The organism is Haloarchaeobius marinus, assembly GCF_051207415.1.
Taxonomy (GTDB): domain Archaea; phylum Halobacteriota; class Halobacteria; order Halobacteriales; family Natrialbaceae; genus Haloarchaeobius.
This window is the reverse complement of record NZ_JBPKGD010000005.1, coordinates 193,578-217,054: the sequence shown is the minus strand read 5'-3', so window position 1 is coordinate 217,054 and position 23,477 is coordinate 193,578. Positions and strand designations below refer to the sequence as shown.

The 23,477-nt window shown below is 66.0% G+C and carries 25 protein-coding genes; 8 read left to right on the top strand and 17 right to left on the bottom strand.

The window, feature by feature from the left end; genetic code table 11:
- Positions 1 to 17: 17 nt before the first annotated feature.
- Positions 18 to 2,006, top strand: coding sequence for an acetate--CoA ligase (acs, locus tag ACSC1W_RS17580; protein ID WP_435348946.1), 1,989 nt, complete (start codon positions 18 to 20; stop codon positions 2,004 to 2,006).
- A 16-nt stretch (positions 2,007 to 2,022) separates the two neighbouring features.
- On the opposite strand, the gene ACSC1W_RS17575 is transcribed toward acs, so the two are convergent.
- From ACSC1W_RS17575 to ACSC1W_RS17555, 5 genes are all read right to left on the bottom strand, one after another.
- Complete coding sequence (locus tag ACSC1W_RS17575) at positions 2,023 to 2,310, bottom strand: DUF7520 family protein (protein WP_435348945.1); 288 nt, start codon at positions 2,308 to 2,310, stop codon at positions 2,023 to 2,025.
- Positions 2,311 to 2,494: 184 nt separating this feature from the next.
- A complete protein-coding gene (locus ACSC1W_RS17570) occupies positions 2,495 to 4,336 on the bottom strand; it encodes a cbb3-type cytochrome c oxidase subunit I (RefSeq protein WP_435348944.1) in 1,842 nt (613 codons plus the stop codon).
- Positions 4,337 to 4,426: 90 nt separating this feature from the next.
- Positions 4,427 to 4,774 carry a DUF6684 family protein gene (locus tag ACSC1W_RS17565; RefSeq protein WP_435348943.1) on the bottom strand — a complete coding sequence of 116 codons (348 nt, stop codon included), beginning with the start codon at positions 4,772 to 4,774 and terminating at the stop codon, positions 4,427 to 4,429.
- A gap of 88 nt (positions 4,775 to 4,862) precedes the next feature.
- Positions 4,863 to 5,279, bottom strand: a complete 417-nt coding sequence (locus ACSC1W_RS17560) for a DUF7541 family protein (protein ID WP_435348942.1) — start codon at positions 5,277 to 5,279, stop codon at positions 4,863 to 4,865.
- Between the two features lie 63 nt (positions 5,280 to 5,342).
- Positions 5,343 to 6,221: a class I SAM-dependent methyltransferase gene (locus ACSC1W_RS17555; protein WP_435348941.1), complete on the bottom strand. Its 879-nt coding sequence runs from the start codon at positions 6,219 to 6,221 to the stop codon at positions 5,343 to 5,345.
- Positions 6,222 to 6,416: 195 nt separating this feature from the next.
- Here ACSC1W_RS17555 and ACSC1W_RS17550 point away from each other — a divergent pair, with 195 nt between their 5' ends.
- Positions 6,417 to 7,577 carry a methionine adenosyltransferase gene (locus tag ACSC1W_RS17550; protein WP_435348940.1) on the top strand — a complete coding sequence of 387 codons (1,161 nt, stop codon included), beginning with the start codon at positions 6,417 to 6,419 and terminating at the stop codon, positions 7,575 to 7,577.
- 162 nt (positions 7,578 to 7,739) lie between these two features.
- Here the strand turns inward: ACSC1W_RS17550 and ACSC1W_RS17545 are convergent, their stop codons facing one another.
- From ACSC1W_RS17545 to ACSC1W_RS17525, 5 genes are all read right to left on the bottom strand, one after another.
- Positions 7,740 to 8,537: a hypothetical protein gene (locus ACSC1W_RS17545; protein WP_435348939.1), complete on the bottom strand. Its 798-nt coding sequence runs from the start codon at positions 8,535 to 8,537 to the stop codon at positions 7,740 to 7,742.
- A 123-nt stretch (positions 8,538 to 8,660) separates the two neighbouring features.
- Positions 8,661 to 9,872, bottom strand: a complete 1,212-nt coding sequence (locus tag ACSC1W_RS17540; protein ID WP_435348938.1) for a GNAT family N-acetyltransferase — start codon at positions 9,870 to 9,872, stop codon at positions 8,661 to 8,663.
- A 194-nt stretch (positions 9,873 to 10,066) separates the two neighbouring features.
- The gene (locus ACSC1W_RS17535; RefSeq protein ID WP_435348937.1) at positions 10,067 to 10,666 is read right to left on the bottom strand and encodes a TetR/AcrR family transcriptional regulator; all 600 of its coding nucleotides are present in this window, start codon (positions 10,664 to 10,666) and stop codon (positions 10,067 to 10,069) included.
- Between the two features lie 66 nt (positions 10,667 to 10,732).
- Positions 10,733 to 11,575, bottom strand: a complete 843-nt coding sequence (locus tag ACSC1W_RS17530) for a beta-keto acid cleavage family enzyme (protein WP_435348936.1) — start codon at positions 11,573 to 11,575, stop codon at positions 10,733 to 10,735.
- Entirely contained in the window at positions 11,572 to 11,769 is a 198-nt protein-coding gene (locus ACSC1W_RS17525) for a hypothetical protein (RefSeq protein WP_435348935.1), read from the bottom strand. The genes ACSC1W_RS17530 and ACSC1W_RS17525 overlap by 4 nt, the downstream gene beginning before the upstream one ends.
- Before the next feature lie 293 nt (positions 11,770 to 12,062).
- On the opposite strand from ACSC1W_RS17525, the gene ACSC1W_RS17520 reads away from it, so the two are divergent.
- Entirely contained in the window at positions 12,063 to 13,265 is a 1,203-nt protein-coding gene (locus tag ACSC1W_RS17520) for an iron-containing alcohol dehydrogenase family protein (RefSeq protein ID WP_435348934.1), read from the top strand.
- Between the two features lie 7 nt (positions 13,266 to 13,272).
- On the opposite strand, the gene ACSC1W_RS17515 is transcribed toward ACSC1W_RS17520, so the two are convergent.
- On the bottom strand, positions 13,273 to 14,088 hold the full coding sequence (locus ACSC1W_RS17515; RefSeq protein ID WP_435348933.1) for an alpha/beta hydrolase: 816 nt from the start codon (positions 14,086 to 14,088) through the stop codon (positions 13,273 to 13,275).
- 114 nt (positions 14,089 to 14,202) lie between these two features.
- Between ACSC1W_RS17515 and ACSC1W_RS17510 the strand changes: the two genes are divergently transcribed.
- Entirely contained in the window at positions 14,203 to 15,594 is a 1,392-nt protein-coding gene (locus ACSC1W_RS17510) for a phenylacetate--CoA ligase family protein (RefSeq protein WP_435348932.1), read from the top strand.
- An 18-nt stretch (positions 15,595 to 15,612) separates the two neighbouring features.
- Here ACSC1W_RS17510 and ACSC1W_RS17505 read toward each other — a convergent pair whose 3' ends face one another.
- Positions 15,613 to 16,947: a RimK family alpha-L-glutamate ligase gene (locus ACSC1W_RS17505; protein WP_435348931.1), complete on the bottom strand. Its 1,335-nt coding sequence runs from the start codon at positions 16,945 to 16,947 to the stop codon at positions 15,613 to 15,615.
- Between the two features lie 213 nt (positions 16,948 to 17,160).
- Positions 17,161 to 17,598: a universal stress protein gene (locus ACSC1W_RS17500; protein WP_435348930.1), complete on the bottom strand. Its 438-nt coding sequence runs from the start codon at positions 17,596 to 17,598 to the stop codon at positions 17,161 to 17,163.
- A 163-nt stretch (positions 17,599 to 17,761) separates the two neighbouring features.
- Here ACSC1W_RS17500 and ACSC1W_RS17495 point away from each other — a divergent pair, with 163 nt between their 5' ends.
- Positions 17,762 to 18,022: a hypothetical protein gene (locus ACSC1W_RS17495; RefSeq protein WP_435348929.1), complete on the top strand. Its 261-nt coding sequence runs from the start codon at positions 17,762 to 17,764 to the stop codon at positions 18,020 to 18,022.
- A 56-nt stretch (positions 18,023 to 18,078) separates the two neighbouring features.
- On the opposite strand, the gene ACSC1W_RS17490 is transcribed toward ACSC1W_RS17495, so the two are convergent.
- The 3 genes from ACSC1W_RS17490 to ACSC1W_RS17480 all read right to left on the bottom strand — a co-directional run bounded on the left by ACSC1W_RS17490 (position 18,079) and on the right by ACSC1W_RS17480 (position 20,728).
- Positions 18,079 to 18,525, bottom strand: a complete 447-nt coding sequence (locus ACSC1W_RS17490) for a pyridoxamine 5'-phosphate oxidase family protein (RefSeq protein WP_435348928.1) — start codon at positions 18,523 to 18,525, stop codon at positions 18,079 to 18,081.
- Between the two features lie 113 nt (positions 18,526 to 18,638).
- Complete coding sequence (locus tag ACSC1W_RS17485; RefSeq protein ID WP_435348927.1) at positions 18,639 to 19,670, bottom strand: patatin-like phospholipase family protein; 1,032 nt, start codon at positions 19,668 to 19,670, stop codon at positions 18,639 to 18,641.
- 230 nt (positions 19,671 to 19,900) lie between these two features.
- Positions 19,901 to 20,728 (bottom strand): hypothetical protein, encoded by an 828-nt coding sequence (locus tag ACSC1W_RS17480; RefSeq protein ID WP_435348926.1) that lies wholly within the window; start codon positions 20,726 to 20,728, stop codon positions 19,901 to 19,903.
- A 237-nt stretch (positions 20,729 to 20,965) separates the two neighbouring features.
- Between ACSC1W_RS17480 and ACSC1W_RS17475 the strand changes: the two genes are divergently transcribed.
- Positions 20,966 to 21,511: a YbhB/YbcL family Raf kinase inhibitor-like protein gene (locus tag ACSC1W_RS17475; RefSeq protein WP_435348925.1), complete on the top strand. Its 546-nt coding sequence runs from the start codon at positions 20,966 to 20,968 to the stop codon at positions 21,509 to 21,511.
- A 24-nt stretch (positions 21,512 to 21,535) separates the two neighbouring features.
- On the opposite strand, the gene ACSC1W_RS17470 is transcribed toward ACSC1W_RS17475, so the two are convergent.
- Positions 21,536 to 22,660 (bottom strand): MBL fold metallo-hydrolase, encoded by a 1,125-nt coding sequence (locus tag ACSC1W_RS17470; RefSeq protein ID WP_435348924.1) that lies wholly within the window; start codon positions 22,658 to 22,660, stop codon positions 21,536 to 21,538.
- Positions 22,661 to 22,859: 199 nt separating this feature from the next.
- Between ACSC1W_RS17470 and ACSC1W_RS17465 the strand changes: the two genes are divergently transcribed.
- Positions 22,860 to 23,072 (top strand): hypothetical protein, encoded by a 213-nt coding sequence (locus tag ACSC1W_RS17465; protein WP_435348923.1) that lies wholly within the window; start codon positions 22,860 to 22,862, stop codon positions 23,070 to 23,072.
- Positions 23,069 to 23,437, top strand: a complete 369-nt coding sequence (locus ACSC1W_RS17460; protein ID WP_435348922.1) for a rhodanese-like domain-containing protein — start codon at positions 23,069 to 23,071, stop codon at positions 23,435 to 23,437. Before ACSC1W_RS17465 ends, ACSC1W_RS17460 begins: the two co-directional genes overlap by 4 nt.
- Positions 23,438 to 23,477 lie beyond the last annotated feature (40 nt).

Below are 23,477 nucleotides of genomic sequence, written 5' to 3'. Positions count from 1 at the left end.
CCTTTTTATACGTACCCATGCCAGAGGATACCGAGGAGGGAGCGGTAGAACTGGAGGCTCGACTGGAGGAACAGGACGCGTTCGAACCCCCGGCAGCGTTCGTCGAGCAGGCGAACGTCTCGGACGAGGGCATCTACGAGGAGTTCGAGGAGAACTGGCCGGAGTGCTGGGAGCAGGCGGCCGACCTCCTCGACTGGGACGACGACTACGACCAGGTCCTCGACGACAGCGACGCACCGTTCTACGAGTGGTTCACGGACGGGTCGCTCAACGCGTCGTACAACTGCATCGACCGTCACGTCGAGAACGGACGCAAGAACCAGGCGGCCATCCGCTGGGAGGGCGAACTCGGCGAGACGCGGACGTACACGTACCTCGACCTCTACAACGAGGTGAACGAGTTCGCGGCCGGCCTCCGCGAGGTGGGCGTCGAGGAGGACGACGTGGTCACGATGTACATGCCGATGGTGCCGGAACTGCCCATCGCCATGCTGGCGTGTGCGCGTATCGGGGCGCCGCACTCGGTGGTGTTCGCCGGGTTCTCGGCGGACGCGCTGGCGACCCGGATGAACGCCGCCGAGTCCGAGTACCTCGTCACCTGTGACGGCTACTACCGCCGCGGCGACCCGCTCAACCACAAAGAGAAGGCCGACCGCGGCCTGGAGTCGGTCGACCACGACGTCGAGACGGTGGTCGTCGACCGCCTCGGCGACGTGCAGGAGCACTCCCTCGGTGAGCACGCCCACGACTACGACGAACTCGTCGAGGACCACGCGGGCGAGACGGTCGCCCCCGTCGAGCGCGACGCCGAGGACATGCTGTTCCTCATGTACACCTCGGGCACGACGGGGCAGCCGAAAGGCGTCAAACACACCACCGGCGGCTACCTCAGCTACGTCAGCTGGACGTCGCAGGCGGTGCTCGACATCAAGCCGGAGGACACGTACTGGTGTGCGGCCGACATCGGCTGGATCACCGGCCACAGCTACATCGTCTACGGCCCACTCGCGCTCGGGACGACGACGCTCATGTACGAGGGGACGCCCGACTACCCCGACCGCGACCGGCTCTGGGACATGGTCGACCGATACGCCGTCGACATCTTCTACACGGCGCCGACTGCCATCCGGGCGTTCATGAAGTGGGGTGCGGACTACCTGGAGGGCCACGACCTCTCGAGTCTGCGCCTGCTCGGGACGGTGGGCGAACCCATCAACCCACGCGCCTGGAAGTGGTACTACAGGCACGTCGGCGGGGAGGAGTGCCCCGTCGTCGACACGTGGTGGCAGACCGAGACGGGCGGCATGATGGTGACCACCCTGCCAGGGGTCGGCAAGATGAAACCCGGGTCGGCCGGGCCGCCCCTGCCGGGGGTCTCGGCCGACGTCGTCGACGTCGCGGGCGACCCCGTCGAGGCCGGACAGGCCGGCTACCTCGTCGTCAACAGGCCCTGGCCGGGGATGCTCCGGACGCTGTACAACAACGACGAGCGGTTCATCGAGGAGTACTGGCGAGAGTACTCCAACCCCGACCGTGACGAGTGGGTGTACTTCCCGGAGGACGGCGCGAAGATAGACTCGGACGGGTACATCACGGTGCTCGGTCGGGTCGACGACGTCATCAACGTCTCCGGGCACCGCCTCGGGACGATGGAGATCGAGTCGGCCATCGTCGGCGTCGAAGGCGTCGCCGAGGCCGCCGTCGTCGGCGGCCACCACGACGTCAAGGGCGAGGCGGTGTACGCCTACGTCATCACCGAGGACGGCTACGACCCGAGCGACGACCTGCGCCACCAGATAGTCGAGGGCGTCGAGGACGCCATCGGCCCCATCGCCCGTCCGGAGGCCGTCGTCTTCACGCCGGAACTGCCGAAGACGCGCTCGGGGAAGATAATGCGCAGACTGCTCGAGGACATCGCGAACGACGAGGAACTCGGCGACACCTCGACGCTCCGGAACCCGGACGTCGTCGACGACATCGCGGCGAAGGTCCGGTCGGGCGACTAGGCCGGTCTCGCCGACCCTACTGCTTCTCGACGGCGTCGTCGTCGTACCGAGACACGAGTGAGACGCCGACCAACAGCACGCCGAGCGTGACGCCCACCATCAGGACGCCGTAGAGGGCGAAGTTGAACGGGGTGACGGCGAACTCGATGCCGGCGAAGGCCGCCTCCTGGATGTCCCGACCGTTCTCCGCCGGGAGGAGGACGCCGATTGCGGCCCCGAATACGCCGGCGAGGGCGACGACTGCGACGTAGACGGTGGTGACGACGCGTCTCCCTCGAAGGCGGTCGGTGACGGGTTGGCTCACGTTCGTGGGTTGGCCCGGGCAACGATTAGCCTTTTGCTCTCCACTCCCAACACCGTGGTGTGACCCAGAAGGAACTCATCGGACTGGTGCTCGGAAGTATCGTCGTCCTGATGTTCGTGACCGGGTTCGTGCTCGTACTGAGCTGAACCGGTCGTCTGCGAACCGGGAGTAGAAGGAGACGCGGTTATTCGTCGCGGCCGCCGTCGGTCACCACTTCTTCGTCGCCACCGTCGGTCAGTGCCGTCTCGAGGCGGTCACCGAACCAGTCCCACTCGCGGGAGTAGAGGCCGTCCTCTTCGAGGTTCCACGGGTCCGGTCCGACGCGTGGCCCCTCCATGTAGGACTGGACCATGTTCGCCAGCCAGATGAGCGTCCCGACGAGCAGGACGAACGCACCGATGGTCGCCAGCACGTGCATGAGCGTTATCATGTCGATGGGACCGACCGTGATGCCGCTGTAGCCCGCGTACCGACGGGGCATCCCGGCGTAGCCCATCAGGATCATCGCGAAGAACGTGAGGTTCGTCCCGATCATCGTCAGCCAGAAGTGCGCCTTGGCCAGCGTGACCTGGTACATCCGGCCGGTGACGAGGGGGAACCAGAAGTAGACGCCGGCGAACACGGCGAACGCGATGGCGCCCATGATGACGTAGTGGAAGTGCCCGACGACGTAGTACGTGTCGTGGAGCAGCAGGTCGACGGGGACGGAGGCGAGGAAGACGCCCGTGACGCCGCCGATGATGAAGTTGCCGACGAACCCGATGCAGAAGAGCATCGGCGTCGTCAGCCGGATCTTCCCGTTCCACATGGTGGTGATCCAGTTGAACGTCTTCACGGCCGACGGGATGGCGATGGCCAGCGAGACGGCCATGAACGACATCCGGATGCGCGGGTCGATGCCGGTGCTGAACATGTGGTGTGCCCAGACGCCGAAGCTGAGCACGCCGATGGCCAGCGTGGAGTAGACGACGAACTTGAAGCCGAACAGCTTCCGTCCGGTGAACCGGGGCAGGACGTAGCTGATGATGCCCATCGGCGGTAGGACGAGGATGTACACCTCGGGGTGACCGAAGAACCAGAACAGGTGCTGGAAGAGGATGGTCCCGCCACCGTCGGTGGTGAAGAACGTCGTCCCGAGGTTCCGGTCGAGCAGGAGCATGATGAGCGCACTGCCCAGGAGCGGGAACGAGAACAGGATGATACCGGACTGCGTGAGGACGGTCCACGAGAAGATGTCGAGTCTGTCCCAGCCGACCGTGGGACCGCGCTCGGTGAAGATGGTCGCGATGAAGTTGATCGCACCCATCGTCGCCGAGACGCCGGTGAGGTGCAGTCCGAGCAGCATCAGGTCGGTCCCGGGGTTGAGCGCAGCGATGCTCGTCGCCGGCGACCCGCTCGCGGTCTGTTCGAGCGCCTGGGGTGGGTACATCGTCCACGAGATCATCGACGGCGCGACGCCCTCGACGAACGGAGCGACGAAGAACCCGGCCCAGATGAGTATCGCACCCGGCGGGAGCAACCAGAACGCGATGGCGTTGACGCGGGGGAACGCCATGTCGTCCGCGCCGATGAGAAGCGGGATGAGGTAGTTCGAGAACGCCGCGATGATGGGCGTCCCGAACAGGAACAGCATCGTGATGCCGTGACTGGTCAACAGCGAGTTGTACAGGGCCTGTCCGCTGCTGACGCCCATCGGGCTGGCGAGAGCCGTCGTGACGTCGACGCTCGGGGTCATCAGTTCCGTCCGCATCACGACGACGGCGAGTCCACCCCACGCGAACGCGAGGACGGCGTAGATGCCGTACATGATGCCGATGTCCTTGTGGTCGACGGTCGTGAACCAACGGATGATGCCACCGGGTTTCTCTGCGTGACCGTATCCGCCCTCACCGCTGACGATGCCCGAACCGCCGCCAGCGAGTGGCGTGTACGAGCGCCAGTCCTCCAGCCGTGTGATGAAGAGGACGACGCCGAAGAGGAACAGCGCCATGAGTGCGGTTAGCAATATCTGTCCGCTAATATCCATGTGCGACTCTGAGGTATGCACCCTAAAGAAAGGTTCGGGTCTGTCGTCGTGTGTCGATTTGGAGATAGAACCCGACGACGAGATGCCCCGTTATTCCGTGCTCGGTTCGCTCGTCTCCTCACCCGACTCGACCGGGGTCGACTCCGCCTCGGCCGCCTCGGTCTCGGCCGCCTCGGCCTCGGCCGCCTCCCTCGCTTCCGCCGCGTTCGCGTCTCCCTCGATGGCCTTCGCGGAGTAGTACGTCAGGATGGTCAATGCGACGATGGGGATCACCATGAGTCCGACCTGGAGCAGGGAGAACAGGCCACCCCAGCCGAACGGACCGTAGATTATCGGGAGAAACAGGAGTAAGAAGAACACCATGATGAACAGCGGTATGATGTTCACCGTCAGGTCGAGGAGCGTGTCCTTGTCGAAGATTTTCCGTTCTTGTTCCATCGTTGCCGGAGGTTTCGGCCGGGGACCCAAATAGGTTGTCGATTTCAGCAGCACAGACGCTCCCGTCGGCGGTGGGTCGAGGCCGTCGTCAGGGACCCGGTTCGTGCCACACTTCGAGGTAGAACCGGCCGTAGATGGCCAGGACGACGCCGAGCAGGCCCGCGACGGCTATCGAGACGCCGCGGTAGGCGATGCCGTTCGGAACCCGCACCAGTTCGCCACCGGAGAGGAGGCTCCCGTCGAACGCGACGAACAGGCCGCCACCGACCAGGACGAGGACGACGCCGAGACCTGCGAGCGTCAGCCACGGTTCGTCGACGTAGCCCGTCTCGGAGACGATGCCGGCGAGGCCGCCCGCGAAGAGCAGGAGGCCGAACACGGATATCGGGAGGATGGCGAACAGTACGCCGACCTCCGAGACCGCGAGGCCGACCGCGATGAGCATCGGCCAGACGCTCGCCGTCGGCGTCGGCGGCGTCTGTGTTGGCTGTGACTCGTCGGACATACGCCACGGTAGGAATCGAAGCTATAAACAGGTCACGAAGGCCGGACGAGAGTATTTCGGTTCTCACGCGTGCCCGCGCGCACCTGCACCAACGTCCGCCCCACGACTGTGGTGGACCACCTCACCGACACGACCGCGACCCGTCGTCCCCGTGCTCGTGGGCTTCCTGCCGACGTAGAGTCCGTAACCCTGGTACTCGAAGAAGTCGAACAGGAACCGCCACGTGGTCCTCCCACCGGGCCAGAACGTTCGAATGCGACGTCTGAAATCCGCATCCGTGACGAAGGAAGTGAGGAACCGCCACCACGCCGTCGCGATGCCGGTGATTCCCTGGCGCCGTAGCTCGTGCCCGTACTGCCGAACCGGACTCAGTTCGTACGTCGCCACCGTAACGTCGTCCAGTCCTGCCGCCTCGAGGAGACCCGTCCAGCCCGTCCGCGTTTCGAACTCCGCACCGAGGGTGCGAGCCATGTAGTCACGCAGTTCTCGCGGAGGGTCGTCCAGCCAGGTCGATTCGTTCAACCCCACGTAGCCACCCGGTTTCGTCACGCGAACGTACTCCCCGACCGCGCCCGCCCTGTCCCTGGCGAACGCGGTGACCGACTCACTGACCACTGCGTCGAACTGGTCGTCCCCCAAGGGGATGCTGTCGACGTCCCCGACGACGAACTCGACCTCGTCGGCCACGCCGGCCCGTTCGGCACGCTTCGAAGCCCAGTCGACCATCCTGTCCGAGATGTCCAGTCCCACCACCCGGCAGCCGTACCGGGCAGCGGCGTAGCACGACGTGATTCCTGTTCCCGACCCGACGTCCAGCACCAGGTCACCCTCGCGGACGTGACACGTATCGAGAAGCTCGGCCGTCGCTTCGAGGCCGCCCATGTGCTCCGTGATGCCGACGTCCGCCTGAAACTCGAAGTATGGTCGTCCGTGGTCTGTCACTTCTGGTAGAACGGTTCGGTCAGCGCTCTCATAACTGTACCGAGCGTTCGGAGCCGGGCGGGTGGCAGCGGCCATCTCTTCCGTCGCCACGACCGCGATTGGAGTGCGAACCTCGACAGTTTCGCGTTCCTCGACGACCGGACGGGTAGCCAGCGACGAACTATTTTCCGCCAGCGACCGTTGCTAGTGTGTACCATGGCGGAACCCTCGGTCTCCATCCGACACCTCGACCAGAACCCGGTCACCGCCCGGTCGACTGAGTTCGTCGAACGGAAGGGGCTCGGACACCCGGACTCCCTCTGTGACGGCATCGCCGAAGCCATCTCGCGACGCCTCTCGCGGCACTACCTCGACGAATTCGGTCACGTCCTGCACCACAACACGGACAAGGTACAACTCGTCGCCGGGACGACGAACCCGGCCTTCGGCGGCGGTGAGATCGTCGACCCGATATACGTCTTGCTCGGCGGTCGGGCGACCAGGTCGGTCGACGGCCGACGGGTCCCGGTCGACGACATCGCGATCGAGGCAGCACGCGACTACGTCGACGCGAACCTCGACGAACTGGACGGCGACGCGGTCGAGTTCGACTCCCGAATCGGCGAGACGTCGTCAGGCCTGAAGTCGCTGTTCGACGTGGAGGGGGCGCCGCTGGCCAACGATACGAGCGTCGGTTCCGGTTACGCACCGCTCTCCGAGACCGACCGCATCGTCAAGGGCATCGAGCCGGTGCTACGCGAGCGAATCCCCGCCGTCGGCGAGGACGTCAAGGTGCTGGGCTGGCGTGCGGGAGACGAACTCGAACTCACCGTCGCCGCCGCCGTCGTCTCTCGACACGTCGCCAGCATCGACGAGTACGTCGACGTGGTGGACCAGGTCGAACGGGTCGCGAGGAGATACGCGAGCGACCGGACGGACAGACGCGTACACGTGGACGTGAACGCTGCCGACGACGTCGACACCGGCGACGTCTATCTCACCGAAACCGGGCTCTCCGCAGAGATGGGAGACGACGGGAACGTCGGGCGCGGGAACCGGGTCAACGGCGTCATCACTCCCCACCGGCCGATGAGCCTCGAAGCGTCGGCCGGGAAGAACCCGGTCACGCACGTCGGCAAACTGTACAACCTCGTCGCCACGAACGCCGCGGAACGCGTTCACCGGGAACTCGGGGCCGAACACACCGAGGTGAAACTCCTCTCCCAGATCGGAACGCCGGTCACGGACCCCCGGGCCGTCGACGTCGATACGACGGTCCGCGACGACGATGCTGTTCGACGAATCGTCACCGATGAACTCGAATCCGTCGACTCGCTCACCCGCGACATCGTCGCCGGTGACGTGTCGATGTTCTAGTCGCGCTCACGCCTCGCCGCTCGTCCGAGTCCCCGTTCGCGGGCACCGTCGGGGCTTGTGGACGTACACGCCGTAGTACGAACCGATGGTCTCCAGGAGGACCGTCCTGCGGACTGGCGGTGGGCTGCTTCCGGTCTCCCTGGGAACCCGACCGGCGGTCGGCTACGCGGGAACGTCGATAGCGGTCTGTCCGAAGCCCCAGTCCAGGACGAACCGGGGCCGTGACGCGTCTGCGTCGAAGCCGAGTGCTGCGTCCCACGAGACGGTCTCCCCGCCGGGCGTCGACAGCGTCTCGTCCCGACCGGCGACGGTGTCGGACTCGATGGCGAACCGGAACGGCTCTCGGCGACCCCCGGTCCGGGTGACGGAGAACGACAGTGGAATCCGCCCGTCTTCCGTGACCTCCTCCACGGCGACGTCCCGGACCTCGAAGGTCGGTGGGTTCGCGATGGCCGCTCTGGCGTCCGCGGGCAGTCTCCAGCGGAGGTCCCGACCATCGTCCTGGGGGACGACGATGGAACCCTCCTGGGGCGAGACGTCGGTCGGGAGTGGGATGACCCGGTACGAGGCGTTCTGGTCGAACCCCATCCGCTGGCCGTCGTACATCGTCCGGCCGGTGTCTATCCCTTCGATGGTGGTCACCTGACCGTACCGTTCGTCGTCGAGGTCCAGTCGGAACTCGGCGTCACCGAGCACACCGGCGAGCACGAGGAACTGCGTCCCTTCGAGGCCGACGATACCGGAGTAGCCGTTGGCGGCGTGGAAGAGGGTGGTCTGGACGCCCACGTCCCGGACCTTCACGACCCGTCCGGAGTCGGCACGGCGCCCGTCGCCGACGGTGAGGGTCGCGTCCCGGTCCGACTGGAGACACCCTGCGAGCCCCAGCACCGAGAGAGAGCCGATACCTGCCGAAGCAATCCGACCGAGGGCCTGCCTGCGAGTGTGCGAGGATTGGTCCATCTCCTCCCAGCGTCACCGGTCGACGGACAAGTATCTTCTCTGTATCTCTCGTTCAGGGGACGGAGACGCCCCGAACCAGAGAGCCGTCGTCCGGACGGCCACGTCGACCGACGGCCGACTCGGTCACTCGCTCACCACCGCGTCCCACCGGGTCGCCTTGTGGTGGTTCCCACACTGGTTGCAGACGATGCGGCCCATCGAGTCCATCGCGTTGTCGAACGTCTCGCAGTTCGAACAGAACCAGCCGTACCGGTCCTCGCGGTCCCTCGTCGCGTAGGCGGCGAAGAACGGCCCCTCGGACCCGAGTTCGCTCTCCTCGAAGTCGACGAACAGGGTCTCGCCGTCCGCCGTCGTCCGCGATTCGACCTGCGGCCTCGGTCGTTCGCCGGCGGGGACGGGCTCAGTGTACACGTTCTCCTCGACCGACGTTCCGCCGACCGGGACGGGACGAGAGGCGGTCCTGGTGAGCCCACACGTCCGGTAGAACGCGTTCCCCCCTTCGTAGTCGGACAGTACCAGTGCCCGCGTCCGTTCCGCGTCGTGGTCCGCCAGGACGGCCCGCGTCCGGTCGAAGAGTTCCGTTCCGATGCCGTTCCGCCGGTGGCCGGGGTCGACGTGGAGCCAGTGTATCTCGCCGGTCATCCCGGCGGGTGCGTCGACGAGATAGCTCTCCGAGAACCCGACGACGGCACCACCCTTCTCGGCGACGAGTACCACGGCCTGCTGGTCCGAGAGCAGTTCCTCGAACGACCCGCTACTGTACCACTCTGCTACCGCGTCGTCGATCTCGGTCTCCGTGAGGAGGTCGCCGTACGATGCGGTCATCGAACGCCGTGCTATCTCCCGGACGTCGTGGCCGTCCGACTCGCTCGCTGGACGGACCGTCAGGTCGGCTCCCTCGCCCGTCTCGGCTTTGACGACGTGGACCGGGACCGGACTCGTGCGGACGACGCGCTCGGTGACGCTCCCGAGCAGGTGTCGATACTCGTCAGACCGGCGTTCGGTGCCCATCACGACGAGGTCGGCACCGACCCGGCGAACGCTATCGACGATACCCTGGTGTGGAGTCGTGTGTGCGACGTGAACCTCGACCGGCAGCGACGACGCTTCGACGCGCTCCCGGGCGGTCTTCAGCACGTCGTCGCCCGCCTCTTCGAGCGCCTCCTCGACGTGCTCGATGGCGTCGATGCCGCCGTACTGTCCGAAGATGTCTTCGTCGACGACGTACACCAGGTGAATCGTCGCGCCGTACTTCTGTGCCAGGTCGATGCCGCGGCGAAGGGCCTCGTTCGAGCCGGCGCTCCCGTCTGTGGGGACGAGAATCCGGTGGTACATACGCACGTGTTCGATGCCCACGCCCAAAATACTGTACCAGCACCTCCCGGACGGTCGGTGCCACATCCGCCCGCTGCACCCGCCTCGTCGGTCTCGCGAGCACGTGATGCACGCCTGACCGTCTCCCCGGCCGGAGCACCCGGAGGGGAGTACCACCCGAGATGCGGCGGTCGCCACGTCGGGACGGACCGACCTCACTGGTCGTCCAGTAGCACGGCGGTCGTGAACTCGTCCGCGGCCCGTCTCCCCGCCGAGAGTGGGTCCGTCTCGCCCTGTACCACGGCGCGGGAGTGTGACCCGTCGACGATGGTCATCAGCACTCTCGACACGTGGTCGGCGTCGACGTCGTCGAACACACCCTCGTCGATACCGCGGTCGATCACTGCTTCGAGCATGTCTCGGATGTACTCGTCGTTCCGGTGGAACCGCTCGCGGAACGCCTCCTCGAACGGTGTCTGACTCCGCATCTCGAGGACGGCGACCAGCAGGTCCTGGTTCTCCCCGGGTTCGACGAGCAGTTCGTCGAGCAGGAGTTCCAGTCGTCGCTCCGGGTCGGCCGTCTCGACGTCCTCGATCGAATCGACGAACTGTCCGAGGAGGTAGTCGAGGAAGGCGACGAGGAGGTCGTCTTTCGTCTCGTAGTAGTAGTGAACCGCTGCCGTCGACTTCCCGTACTCCTCGGCGATTCGCTTGATGGTGAGGTCGGCGTACCCGTAGTTGCGAAGTGCCCGATGAGTGGCCCGCATGATCTCCTCGTTCGGCTCCGCGAACGTACGTTCCGTGGAATCGGCCATTTTATAGAAGGTCTACCGAGGAGCAAATAACAGTTTTGTCCGGTCCGCGTTGGTTCGCAGGGACGTTCACAGTCCGAGCACGTCCCGGGCCTGGGCTGGGGTGGCGACGTCCCGACCGAGTTCGTCGGCGATACTGACGACACGTTCGACGAGCTGGGCGTTGCTCTCCGCGAGTTCGCCCCGGCGGTAGTAGACGTTGTCCTCGAGGCCGACGCGAACGTGCCCGCCGAGGAGGATGCCCATCGTCGCGAATGGCAACTGGTGCTTCCCGAACCCGAGTGTGTTGAAGTGTACGCCCTCGGGGAGATTGTCGACCGCGTTCAGCAGGTTGCGGGGTCGGGGACGGGTGAGCGTCCCCCCACCGAAGATGAGCGTCGCGTACACGGGCGCTGCGAGGTCGCGCCGTTCGAGGAGACCGTGAACCTCGTTCAGATGGCCGTCGTTGAACACCTCCAGTTCCGGTTTGATACCGCGCTCTCGCATCTCCTCGTGGAGCGAATCGACCGTCGCCCGCGTGTTCTCGCTGGTCAGATGGTCGTACCTGTTCAGCGGGCCCATATCGAGGGACGCCATCTCCGGCGGCGGGTCCGTCCGAAGCGGCAGGTGGCGTTCCTCGGCCGGTGCGCCGGTTCCGCCCGTCGAGTGCTGGACGACGACGTCGTCGGCGTACCGTCGTACCGCCTCGTCGATTTCCTCGAAGCGCTCGGTGTCGAACGACCGTTCCCCGTTGGGCCGGCGGGCGTGGAGGTGGACTACTGCGGCACCAGCATCCTCTGCGGCCGCCGCGGCCCGTCCTATCTCCTCGGGCGTCTCGGGCAGGTTCGGGTTCGCCTCCTTGCCGTGAACGCCCCCGGTCAACGCGGCGGTGACGATGACTGGCTCGTCCGCGAGATACGCCTCGTAACTCATCGATCTCTCCCGTCGGCGTTCTCGTGGTCGAGATATATCTCGCAGTGTTCGGCGTGGTCGAGACTGTAGCGGTCGTTGCAGATGTCGGCACGCAACGGCTGGACGAACCGCCCGGCGGCCGTGCAATACGCTCGCGGCACGTCGAACTGCTGGTCGTCCGTCGAACGGCGATACTCCAGGTACGGACAGCCCATACGGTACCGTACACACGAGGGACCGTAATGATTTGCTGGCGTCGGGGACGCGTGGCGTCGCAGGTGCTACTACGTGGCCTCCGTGTCCAAAGAACCCATACGCCGTCCGAACCGTAGTCTCGCTATGGAGTCGACAATCCCTGGCGGTCCACCGGCCGCCGATAACCGGGACCGTGTTGCAGCGCGACGCTGGCCAGTTCGTCCGGGGAGTCCACGGCGTCGTGGTCAGCCGGAACGTCGTATCCAGAATCCCTCACGTCGGGGGACCGAGCCACAGCCCGGGGGTGCGTAGAATGAGCGACCCCGGACAGTTCCGGTTCGAGTACAGTCCGGCCGTCCTCAGGTACGGTACCGGCTGTGTCGGCGACCTCTCGGAGGAACTCGATTCCCATGGGTACGACCGGGCGCTGGTCGTGTGTGGAGCCACGGTCGGAACCACGCCGTCGGTACTCGAACCGGTCACCGACGGGCTCGGCGAGGCGCTGGCCGGCGTGTTCGCCGAGACGACCCCGGAGAAGCGCCTCGAAACCGCCTACGACGGCCTCGAAGCGATGGAGGCCCACGACGCCGACGTTCTCGTCAGCCTCGGTGGCGGGAGCAGTCTCGACCTCGCGAAGGTCGTCAGCGTCCTCGCCGCCGCCGACCGCGACCCCAGGGACGTCGGCCGGGAACTCGCCGAAACCGGAACCATCTCCATTCCGTCCGGTTCGTTGCCGCCCATCGTCGCAGTACCGACGACACTGGCAGGCGCGGACCTGTCCATGGTAGCCGGTGTCACCGCCGACCCCGCGTCCGGGGTCGTCGACGAACCTGCGAGCGGGGGCATCTCAGACCCGCGACTGATGCCGGAAGCCGTCTTCTACGACCCGGGACTGTTCGCCACCACGCCGAAGCGCGTCCTCGCGGCGTCCGCGATGAACGGGTTCGACAAGGGCATCGAGACGGTCTACGCACGGAACGCGACGCCGATAACGGACGCGACGGCCGTCCGAGGCCTCCGGTTGCTCGAAGACGGACTCCGGAAACTCGGCGCCCAGTCCGTCGACGAGCGAGTTCTCCAACCGGTCGTCGAGGGGACACTGCTCGTCCAGTACGGTATCTCGAGACGTGGCGAGACGACGCTGTCTATCATCCACGCGTTCGGACACGGGTTGACCCGCAGCTACGACGTCCAGCAGGGCGCCGCACACGGTGTCATCGCGCCACACGTTCTCAGATACCTCTTCGCGAACGTCCACGGTCGGCGCGAGTTACTCGGGGAGGCGCTGGACGTCGGTGACACCGCCGACACGGCTGCCGCGGTCGTCGAGTCCGTGGTGCAGGTCCGCGACGCACTCGACCTTCCCTCCAGGCTCAGGGACGTCGACGGTCCCGACCCCGCCGCGTTCCCCGACGTGGCGGAAGCGATACGCGAGGACCCGTTCGTGGCGAACGTCCCGCGTGGTCTCGAACCGACGACGGAGGACATCGAGGCCGTGTTGCGAGCGGCGTATTGACCGCCGGTCAGGAGTGAGGTCGAACGGCGGTTCCCTCCAGAAAGTCGGCGGTTCGAGCCATCGCGGTTTCGACGCACCACGTGCTGAAGAGGAACTCGTGTCCACCGGAGTCCGGGAAGAACGTTCGAACGGGAGCGTCGGCAGTCTGGAGCGCGTCTACCATCGACTCCGACGTGGATACCGGGACCACGTCGTCGTCGCGAGCGTGCGCGAGGAACGTCGGTGGCGCGCTGGACCCGACCCGTGTCACCGGTGAAACGGCTGCTGCTCGTCGTGCACGCGCCGTCCCCTCGCCACCTATGACGTCGTGTCCGTCCCCGTCGTGGGGGTCGGCCTCGCCGCTGCCCCGGAGGTCGTACACCCCACTGAAGCCGATGGCTGCCGCCACCTCCGGGGTCGCCTCGACGTCGACAGGGCCCGTCGCGTCGTCGTCGGGCGTTACAGCCGCGAGCAGGGCGAGGTGAGCGCCCGCCGAGTGACCGGCGACCGCGACCCGGTCCGGGTCGACCCCCAGGTCCGACGCGTTGGCACGCGTCCACGCGAGCGCCGTCTTCACGTCGGTGACCATCCCGTCGAGCGTGGTCTCGTCGGCCAGCCGATACGTCGGTTCCAGGCAGACGTACCCGCGGTCGGCGAACGAGAGTGCCCACCGGGCGAATCGTCCCTTTCGTCCCCCGCGCCACTCGCCGCCGTACAGGAACACGATGGCCGGGCGGTCGCCTCCATCGGTGGGCCGATAGACGTCGAGTTCGAGCGAGTTCGAGTCCGTCTCTCGAAACGTGACGTCCCGGGTGACGGACACGGACGGAGAACTAACAGGCATATGCCACGTCTCTGCCAGGGGCTGATAAAACCAGTTCAAGCCCCGGAACGGCGTCACCTCGTCGAAGGACCGCGAGAACCCTCTTTGCAGTGGGAGTGAAAGACTAGCACGACGATGCACGAACCGAGTGCGGTGGAGAACGGTCGGATACGACTCGACGCCTTCGTCGCGAAGCGTGCGACCCGGGCCGACGTCGAGGCCCGACAGCGCCGACGGCTCAAGACGTTGCTGGAGTTCGTGCTGCGCCAGTCCCGGTTCTACAGCCGTCACTACCGGGACGTCGACCGTCCCATCACCGACCTCGGGGCGCTTCCGCCGGTGACCAAGTCGACGCTGATGGAGCACTTCGACGACGTGGTCACCGACACGGCCGTCACGCGACCCCGGGTCGACGCGTTCGTGGCTGACGCGTCGAACGTCGGCCGGCGCTTCCTCGGTCGGTACCCGGTGTGGCTGACGTCCGGGACGACCGGAGAGCCGGGGACCTTCCTCCAGGACGAGCGCACGCTGACCGTCGCCGATGCGGTGTCCGACCGCTGGTCTGTTCCGGCGTTGTTCGCCTCCGGGACCGTGGGTTCGCTCTTCCGAAACGACGTGCGGACGGCGGAACTCGCGGTCAGCGGTGGTCACTACGCGGCCGCGTCCGGCGTCGCCATGTACCGGCGGGAACACCGGTTCCTGCGCGACCGGTTGCGGCTGTTCTCACCGAAGCGACCCCTTCCGGAGCTGGTCGAGAGCCTCGACGAGTTCCAGCCGGCGATCCTCGTCGGCTACGCCAGCGTGCTCGTGGAACTCGCGCGCGAACAGCGCGCCGGTCGACTGAACCTCGACCCGGCGTTCGTCGCGCCGAGTGGCGAGCCGATCTCCGACGCGGAGAAGCAGGAGCTCCGCAGCGCGTTCGACTGCACGGTCCGGGAGATATACGGTGCGACCGAGTTCTACGCCATCGCCGTAGAGTGCGCGCATGGTAACCTCCACGCCAACACCGACTGGGTGGTCCTCGAACCGGTCGACGAGGAGTACCGACCGGTCGACCCCGGCGAGCCCTCGGACACCGTCCTGGTGACGAACCTGGCGAACCGCATCCAGCCTGTCGTCCGTTACGACCTCGGCGACAGCGTCACGATGTACGAGGACCGATGCCCATGCGGGAGCGCGTTCCCGGTCGTCGAAGTCGCGGGTCGACAGGGGGACGTCCTCCACTTCGCGGCCGAGGACGGTACGACCGTCCCGGTCTTCCCACTCGCGATATCGAGCGTGGTCGAGGAGGTTCCGGACGTCCGTCGGACCCAGATACTCCAGACCGCCCCACGGTCGCTCTCCGTTCGGCTGGAGGTGGCCGACGACGCGGCCGAACGGCGCGTGTGGGACCGGGTGGAGCGGGACCTCCGGGACTTTCTGGAACGCCACGGAGTCACAGGGGTCAGCATCGAGAGCGCGTCAGAGCCACCGAACCGGGACGCCGACAGTGGGAAGTTCAGACACGTCTGGTCGGCGGTCGAGTGAGACGAGCGAGCACGGCCGTCACTCCTCGTCCGATATCTCGGCGTGGTCTTCGACCCGCCGGCTGACGTCGACCTGGTAGTTCTTGAGCACGTCCCGGCCGAGCAGGAGACGGTGGTTCATGTGGGAACGGTCTTCGATGTTCGCCGAGACGGTGTGCTGCTGGCCGCCGATGCCGATGACGAGGTCGACGACCGGCCGTCGCCTGGACTGTTTCGCGCTCCCCGAACGTACGTGAGATACGGTGTGAATCGGCCCCGCCCCGATGTCGGCCGCGAGCCTGAGGTCGATACTCGTCCTGGTCGCCCCGGTGTCGGACTTGGCGACGACCGTCCTCGTCCCGCTCGTCCCGCTGACGACGACCTGCTCGGTGAACCCGATGGTGATAGACTCCTCGTCCCGAACGGGGGCGGGGACCGGCTTGCAGGAGGGAACGGAATCGTCGAGCGTCGACGCGAGATTCGTCACGAGGTCGGGGTCGACCGACCCACCCGCGTGTTCGATGGCCTGCCTGGCGATGTAGGGTGCGGGGCTGTGGCCCGTGGCCCGATACAGCCCCTTGAACCCGGCCGTCGGATTCACCTCGAGGACGTACCACGTGTCGTCGCCTTCGATCAGATCGACGCCGGCGTAGTCGAGTCCGATCTTCGAGGCGGCCCGTCTGGCCAGGTCGAACACCGCCTCGGGTGCCGAGTCGGTCGCGTCCTCGACCGAACCCCCACGCGCGACGTTTGTTCGCCAGTCGCTCTCGGCGGCCGACCGATACATCGCCCCGACGACCCTGTCGTCGACGACGTACACCCTGAGGTCCCGGGGGGTCTCGCCCGTTCGTCCGACCAGTTCCTGGAGGAAGGCGCGTCGCTTGCCGACGCGGGCAGTGAGTGGTTCGGTCGTCCCCACCTTCCACGCCCCACCCCCGTGCGTGCCGATGGCGGTCTTGTAGACGGCCTCGGCGTCGAACTCGTCCCGGACGCTGTTGAGCTGGTCGTTGCTGAGCGCGAAGATGGTCTTCGGGACCGGGAGGCCCGCCTCGACCAGCCGTGCTGCCGCGGCGGTCTTGTGTGTGGCACGTGCCGTCGCCTCCGGGTCGTTGAGCATCGGGCGAATCCCATCGAGCGTCTGGGCGAGGCCGAGTTCTTCCGACGGCTGGTCGGTGTTCGAGAGGAGGAGCCGATTGACTATCACGTCCACGTCGGGGGTGAACGTGGCCTGTCCACCCTCGAAGCGGACGACGGTGTTCTCAGACCGCAACCACTCGGGGTCGTGACCCAGGGCTTCAACCGCGTTCAGTATCGCCTTGGTCTCCTTGCTGTTGTGGAGGCTCAGCACGCCGACCCGGACCGTCTCTTCACTCATCGGCGACCCCCCGGAACGGACATATGCTATTTGCCAACATTGAACAACCCCGTCTGTACGGAGAATCGACCGCCACCAGCATAATTCCCCGACCCGCCCTGGGGTCGACTTCGCGCTCCCGAACTCGCTTCGTGGTGGTGCCGACGCGTGCAGCGAGGTCCGACGTCGCAACTGCGCCGGCGGCCGGGTGCTACGCCTGTGGAGACGGACCGCTCAGGAGGTGAACACGGGAACGTCCAGCGCCCCGATGACGCGGTTCGTGATGGAACCGATGAGCGGTTTGTCGGGGTCGGAGCGCCCCCGCTTGCCCATGACGACGAGGTCGATGTCGTTCTCGTCGACGTACTCGATGATGGCTTCGATGGGCGTGTTCGACTTGACCGCCGTGACGCACGGGACCCCCGCCTCGTCGGCGAGTTCCTCGATCTCGCTGACGTACTCGTGGCCCTTCTTCTCCAGGCGTTTCCGTGTCTCCGCGATGTCGCTCGGCACTGCGACGTAGTCGGCGTCACCCATGTCCATCGCGTACAGGACGTGCAGGGTCGCCCCGTTCCGCATCGCGAACTTGATGGCCTGTCTGGCGCCGTTGCGGGCGGCCTTGCTGCCGTCGGTCGGGACGAGGATGTCGTCGAAGTCGGATGGGACGTCCATACGTAACAGACCACCTCTGAGCAGGTAATTCTTGCCCACGCTTCCGGTCCCGTGAGAACGTCCCACCCTCGAGTGACGTCCCGGTCACCGACTGAAAGCGGTGGCAGGGCTGCAAGTCGTTCCGATGGGAACGCCTATCAGACAGGCCCGTGTCGTTCACGGTGTGATCGAGAGACAGGAGCGGAACGTGCGACGGGACGGCGTACTCTTCTTGCTCGGTCTCGCGGGAGTCGTGCTCGTCGAGTTCGTGCCGACGCCCGGGTCAGAAGCCAGCGGCGGCGGCGTGTTCCACGAGTTCGTCTTCGGGTGCTCTGTCGGGTTGCTGCTCTCCGGTATCTTTCGGGCGACCGACAGGCAGGCACTCGTCTCGACGTTCGCACTCGGAGTCGGCTTCAGCCTGGGGGCAGTCGTCCACGTGCTCTGATGCCCTCGAAACACGCTGTCGGTGACGAGCGTCTCGGGGCCAGACCCCGGGGCGGGTCACCCCGTTTCCATGCGGTCGCTGTAGTCCCAGCTGTACATCTGGTTGGGCTGGATGCGGATTCGTATCTCGTCCCGGGCGTCGCCGAGTAACCAGTCGGCGAGCGGGGAGTCCGTCCCACCGAGGTATCGCGTCATGAGGGCCCGCAGCACCTGCTTGTCCGTATCGGGCGCGAGGGTCGCCGTCCCGTTCCCCCGGACCCCGCGGTACGGGGGGTGATTCGTCGACACCTCGAAGGCGACCTCCGAGTCACCCCGGAGGAACCGCACGATGTCTGCGTCCGCCCACGTCGCACACTCGAACGAACCGTCTCGAAAGCGGTACCAGAGGGTGACCAGCCACAGCGACCCGTCTCCCCTCTGGGTGGCGATACGGATCGGTATCGTCGACTCCTGGAGGAACTCGTCGAGTTCGTCGGCCGTCCATGCACCGGAGAGCCTGACCATACCGAAAGTACGCGGGCTTGACTGAAAAGCGATTACTCGGCTCGGACACGTACGTCGGACGGCTCCGAACCGGTGACGGGGCCTTCGACTGACCTCACGGACCTGCCAGTGGGTCAGGCGGCCTCGTCGGCGAGGAAGGCCCTCGCCTCCGTCTCGCCGACCTCTCGCAACCGTGCCACGGTCTGGGCACTCCGGTCGAGTTTGGAGATGGACGCCGCAGCCTCCGCTGGTAACTGGATGATCTTCGTCTCCGGCGGGTCGAACCGGTCGTGTAGCAGCCCTCGGTCCGAGAACTCGTGGAGCGTGTCGACGAACCGGAGCTGGTGGCTCAACGAGAGGTCCCCGACCAGTTGCCTGACCCGCGTTTCGGTGTCCGTGGACGCGGTGGGACCGAACCGTGCACCGTCCGGATTTATCTTGACGACCCACAGTTCGTCCGGGTGGTCGACCGACTCGTCGGCGTCCTCGTCGACGAGGAAGTTCCATATCGGCGGATTCTCGGAGAAGACGCCATCGAGGTAGGGGACGCCGTCAATCGTGACCGGATTGAACAGGGGCGGGATGGCGGCCGACGCGAGCACGGAGTCGACCGTCACGTCCCCGTCCTGGAAGCAGACGTGCTCGCCCCCGTCGACGTCGACGGCACCGACGAGCAGACTGGGGGCGGACGCCCGGGCGTTCGCCAGTCTATCGAACGAGTCGAAGTCGATGTGCGCCGACAGGATGTCGGTCAACCGCCGGCGGGGTGCAGACGAGCCCTTGACCCACGCCTTGCTCATCGCGGTTCCGCCGTCGAAGGCGTCGTTCACGAGGGCGACCGCGTTCATCCACCGGTCCCACAGGCTCTCTGCTGCGATGTCGGTCCAGATGGCGTCGAGAACCGACCCTGGATTGCGCGACTCGTCCATGAGGCCGTACCAGGCGGCGGTCGCACAGACCGCACCACCAGAGGCCCCGCTGAGCCCGGAGACGTGATATCTCGAATCGAGATTGGAGAGGAGGTGTTCGAGGACGCCGGCGGTGAACGCCGTGTGACTGCCACCCCCCTGGCAGGCGATGGCGACCCGCTTCGACCCGTCACCGTCGGGTCGATTCGAAGAGCGCGTGGACGTGAGGCGACGAAGTGACCGAGTGATAGGTGGCACGACGGACGTTCTCATTAGGCGTGCATCCGGTTGAGAGCAGGACGGCTTAAACTTACGTGAAGTCGTGGCGAAACGCCGGTGCCTCCTGGCGGGGTGGGTATCACGTGGGACGGTCACGGTACCGAAGGTTCGGACTTCGATCTCTGAACGAAGCGAGCACGAGAACCAGGCAGACGCGAACCCGTGTGAGAGCGACCCAGGACCCTGAACGGGTACCGACCGACCTTCGCTCACCAGACGGACGACAGCCACAGACCCGCCACCTCGTCCCGGACCGCGTCCGGGAGGTGCTCGGGTCCGAGTTCCTCCGCGCCAGGGTCGGCGTCGGTGTCGAACCCGGGGGATTCCGCGGGCGGACCGCCCCTGTCCGCGGGCGGTCCGTGGGCGTAGACGCTCTCCGGGGAGGAGTACTTCCAGACGTGTAGCATCCACGGCGTCCGGCACCGAAGCCCCGACTCCGTCCCCCAGACCGTCTGGTACTTCCACCAGGCGTACCGTCCCGGCAGGCCGACGTGGGCGTGCCACGGCATACACGCGTCCCCGCCATCCCTGTATATCGTCGGCGGTGGGTCGACGGGGTCGCCTCCGGCAGTGGCGATGAACATCACGCCGATGGGCCGCCACCACGTGTGGTCCACGATGACCGACTCCGGCCGGTCCGGGTCGAGCACCGAGTCGTCGCCGATCCAGTCCGGGTTGACCCAGTGGGACCACGTCCCCTCGCTGAAGAAGTCGAAGTACGGGACGAACCCCGCGTCGATGAGCGACCCGACCGTCGGAAACCTGTCCTCCAGCGACGTCCGGACGCCCGACTGTAACGAATCGGTCTTCGGGTGCCCGTCGGAACACACGGTCCGTATCGAATCGTCGTAGTGGACTATCCCGGGCCTGAAAGTCGCCTCGGGACACCTCGTGCCTGCGTTCGAGTCGGTCCCGGCGGAGACGGCACCGGCGGCACTGGTCGACCCCAGACCGGCGAGACCGACGGTTCCCCCTGTGACCTGCAACAGTCGACGCCGGGTGATATCGCTGTCGTCGGGCGGATTCGTGTTGGACATGATAGTACCTGCCGAGCGAATCGAGGGGATGGGAGCCGTGATAATAAGTATCTATTCCATACGTAGTCGTCCTGAACGCGGCGCTGAGTAAGGGTAGCTTTGTGACCGTCGGCGAAGGGGCGGACCGAGTTTCCGGACCCTCGCCTCCGTCGTACCGTCTGAACCGGGGTGTACTCCTGTTCCGACAGTCACATAAACGAGATAATTATATGTGGCTTGAAATTCCACGTGAAGTATATGATAGGGATGCTGACGGCAGCACTCGACGAGGCGGAACCGCTCACGGTCACCAGTCCGGACTTCGAACACGGGGGGCGACTCCCCGACTGGACGGGCTTCATCAACGAGAACGAGAGCCCCGAACTCCGCATCGGCGGCGTTCCGGACGAGGCCGAGTCCCTGCTCGTCACGATGGTCCACCCGGAGGCAGCGGAGGTCGTCGACCACTCCTGGATTCACTGGATGGCCTGGGGCATCAGCCCGGAGACGGAGGTCATCCCGAGAGACTGGGGCGGCGACGACGCGACCGAGGGGTACAACGACTTCCTTCGACAGGGATGGGGTGGCCCGTCCCCACCGCCCGAACAGACCGAGACCTACCGGTTCAGGGTCTACGCACTCGACGTCGACCTGGACCTCCCACCCGAGACGAGACGTGCCCGGGTGGCCTCTACCATCGGTCTCGAAGGGGAGGTCCTGGCCGCCGGCGAACTGACCGGACAGTACAGCGCAGAGCAGGGGTCCGTATTCAACACCGAGGGGCCGCGCGGACTCCGCCCGTGAACTGAGAGCAGTTCAGAAGAGGGGTTAGTTGGCGGCGCAGTTGTTCGGCCCGAGTTCGAGCGCTTCGACGTCACCGCCGGGCTGTTCTTTCCCCCAGTTTATCTGCTTTATCTCGTTGTAGTTCGCCGGTTCGTCGGAGAGGCTCTCCACGATGGTCTCGACGAACTCGTCTTCGTCGTCGTCCTCGACGTAGCTCAGGAGTTCGTTCGTCGTCTTCGTCTGGAGGTCGCCGAGTCCGGTCGCGAGCGGTCGCACCTCCTCGTCGCTGAAGTGGCCGGGGAGGACGACGGTCTCGTCCGAGAAGTCGGTCAACTCGTCGAGGCTGTCGAACAACTGGTCGGACGCCTCGCGGACGGCGTCCTCCGAACTGTCTTCGAGGTCCGGGCGACCGACGCTCCGGAGGAAGAGCGTGTCCCCGGCGAGGAGGGCGTCCCCGAACCGGAAGGAGACGCTGCCGGGCGTGTGACCGGGCGTGTGAAGCACGTCGAGGTCGCGGTCCCCGACCGTGATGCTGTCGCCGTCCGTGACCTCCGTGACCTCGTCGAGGTCGCCGGCGTCCGCCGGATGGAGGTAGTACGGGACGTCGAGGTCGCCGGCGAGGCGGCGAGCGCCCGAGACGTGGTCTGCGTGTGCGTGAGTGTCGGCGACGCCGACGACCTCGAGGCCGCGGTCGTCCGCTACCTCCAGGTACTGGTCGACGTACTGTGTGGGGTCGACGACGACTGCCTCGGCGCCGTCGTGCACCAGGTAGGAGACACAGCCCGTCCCGGGCCGGACGACCTGGACGACGCCGTCGGCCTCGGGGACGTCGTATTCGCGGTGGACGCGCCCCCAGCCGTTCATGCCGTTCTGGACGGACCCCGCATCGTACCCGTGTTCGCGGAGGAACTCGGCGGCACGCTCGGACGTGACGCCGGCCACGCAGACGACCGCGATCTCCGTATCCTCGGGCAGGTCGTCGAGGTGGCCCTCGAGTCCGGAGTAGTCGTACTGGGTCAGTTCGTCGTAGACGGGGACGTTCGTGCTCCCGGGTATCTGCCACTCCTCGTAGTCGTCCTCGTTTCGGACGTCGAGGACGAAGAGGTCCTCCGAGTCGTCCTCGGCGATTCGCCGTGCTACTTCGGCCGCTCCGACGTCGGTATTGCTCATCACTACCAAGACTACGACCAGCCGTATCCATAAATATGTTGGAGTGAGAGCGCTGGTAGCAGATAATCCGACCTCGTTAACGCAGGTATATCGAGTTGATAGCGGAATATAGCGACAAAGAACCCGACGAGGACCCGAACGGAACGAGACCACGTCGACCGCCAGTTATTTCGCAATCCACCCACAACTCTGCTCGTAAATGGGCCATCACACGTTCGACGCGACGAAGGCCGGGAACCTGGAGGACGCTACGTCGCCCTATCGCCACGGCTCCCGCGAGGAACTCCTCTGGGCGCTCGACGAACGATTCACTGCTGCAGACTCGGTAACCGCGCCCCGGGACGATGGGTTCGAGGTCGAGTTTCGGGCGTCCCGCCAAGAACCCTTCCTGGTTGCCAGTGTCCACGCATGAGCAAGATAGGTCCATCACGGCTGGACGAGCGACGGTCCGCTGGCGACGTCTTCGTCCTCGACATCAGACCCGAGGAAGCGTACGAGCGCGACCACATCGACGGGAGCTACAACGCACCGGTGTACCACGACCTGCAAGGAGGGTCCACCGAGTCCCTGGACTCACACCTCCACGCGCTCCCGAGAGACACGGAGGTCGTGACGGTGTGCAAGGCTGGAATCGTCGCTCAGAACGCGACTGACCACCTCGAGGCAGAAGGCTACGACGCGACGACGCTCGTCGGTGGATACGCGGGGTGGAGACAGTACGAGAAGAACACGATACTGTACCGGGTTGCTGCGTTCCTTCGACGGGTCGTCCAGTGAACACCCTCGAAGCTGGTCTTTCGCCCGCCGACGGCGCCCC

Bases quoted from the DNA above. Each gene is read 5' to 3' on its own strand.
- ACSC1W_RS17545 (WP_435348939.1), bottom strand. From the start codon at position 8,537: ATGGACCAATCCTCGCACACTCGCAGGCAGGCCCTCGGTCGGATTGCT.
- ACSC1W_RS17510 (WP_435348932.1), top strand. From the start codon at position 14,203: ATGCACGAACCGAGTGCGGTGGAGAACGGTCGGATACGACTCGACGCC.
- ACSC1W_RS17535 (WP_435348937.1), bottom strand. From the start codon at position 10,666: ATGGCCGATTCCACGGAACGTACGTTCGCGGAGCCGAACGAGGAGATC.
- ACSC1W_RS17490 (WP_435348928.1), bottom strand. From the start codon at position 18,525: ATGGTCAGGCTCTCCGGTGCATGGACGGCCGACGAACTCGACGAGTTC.
- ACSC1W_RS17570 (WP_435348944.1), bottom strand. From the start codon at position 4,336: ATGGATATTAGCGGACAGATATTGCTAACCGCACTCATGGCGCTGTTC.
- ACSC1W_RS17540 (WP_435348938.1), bottom strand. From the start codon at position 9,872: ATGTACCACCGGATTCTCGTCCCCACAGACGGGAGCGCCGGCTCGAAC.
- ACSC1W_RS17565 (WP_435348943.1), bottom strand. From the start codon at position 4,774: ATGGAACAAGAACGGAAAATCTTCGACAAGGACACGCTCCTCGACCTG.
- ACSC1W_RS17525 (WP_435348935.1), bottom strand. From the start codon at position 11,769: ATGGGCTGTCCGTACCTGGAGTATCGCCGTTCGACGGACGACCAGCAG.
- ACSC1W_RS17475 (WP_435348925.1), top strand. From the start codon at position 20,966: ATGATAGGGATGCTGACGGCAGCACTCGACGAGGCGGAACCGCTCACG.
- ACSC1W_RS17530 (WP_435348936.1), bottom strand. From the start codon at position 11,575: ATGAGTTACGAGGCGTATCTCGCGGACGAGCCAGTCATCGTCACCGCC.
- acs (WP_435348946.1), top strand. From the start codon at position 18: ATGCCAGAGGATACCGAGGAGGGAGCGGTAGAACTGGAGGCTCGACTG.
- ACSC1W_RS17520 (WP_435348934.1), top strand. From the start codon at position 12,063: ATGAGCGACCCCGGACAGTTCCGGTTCGAGTACAGTCCGGCCGTCCTC.
- ACSC1W_RS17505 (WP_435348931.1), bottom strand. From the start codon at position 16,947: ATGAGTGAAGAGACGGTCCGGGTCGGCGTGCTGAGCCTCCACAACAGC.
- ACSC1W_RS17470 (WP_435348924.1), bottom strand. From the start codon at position 22,660: ATGAGCAATACCGACGTCGGAGCGGCCGAAGTAGCACGGCGAATCGCC.
- ACSC1W_RS17515 (WP_435348933.1), bottom strand. From the start codon at position 14,088: ATGCCTGTTAGTTCTCCGTCCGTGTCCGTCACCCGGGACGTCACGTTT.
- ACSC1W_RS17500 (WP_435348930.1), bottom strand. From the start codon at position 17,598: ATGGACGTCCCATCCGACTTCGACGACATCCTCGTCCCGACCGACGGC.
- ACSC1W_RS17465 (WP_435348923.1), top strand. From the start codon at position 22,860: ATGGGCCATCACACGTTCGACGCGACGAAGGCCGGGAACCTGGAGGAC.
- ACSC1W_RS17550 (WP_435348940.1), top strand. From the start codon at position 6,417: ATGGCGGAACCCTCGGTCTCCATCCGACACCTCGACCAGAACCCGGTC.
- ACSC1W_RS17460 (WP_435348922.1), top strand. From the start codon at position 23,069: ATGAGCAAGATAGGTCCATCACGGCTGGACGAGCGACGGTCCGCTGGC.
- ACSC1W_RS17480 (WP_435348926.1), bottom strand. From the start codon at position 20,728: ATGTCCAACACGAATCCGCCCGACGACAGCGATATCACCCGGCGTCGA.
- ACSC1W_RS17560 (WP_435348942.1), bottom strand. From the start codon at position 5,279: ATGTCCGACGAGTCACAGCCAACACAGACGCCGCCGACGCCGACGGCG.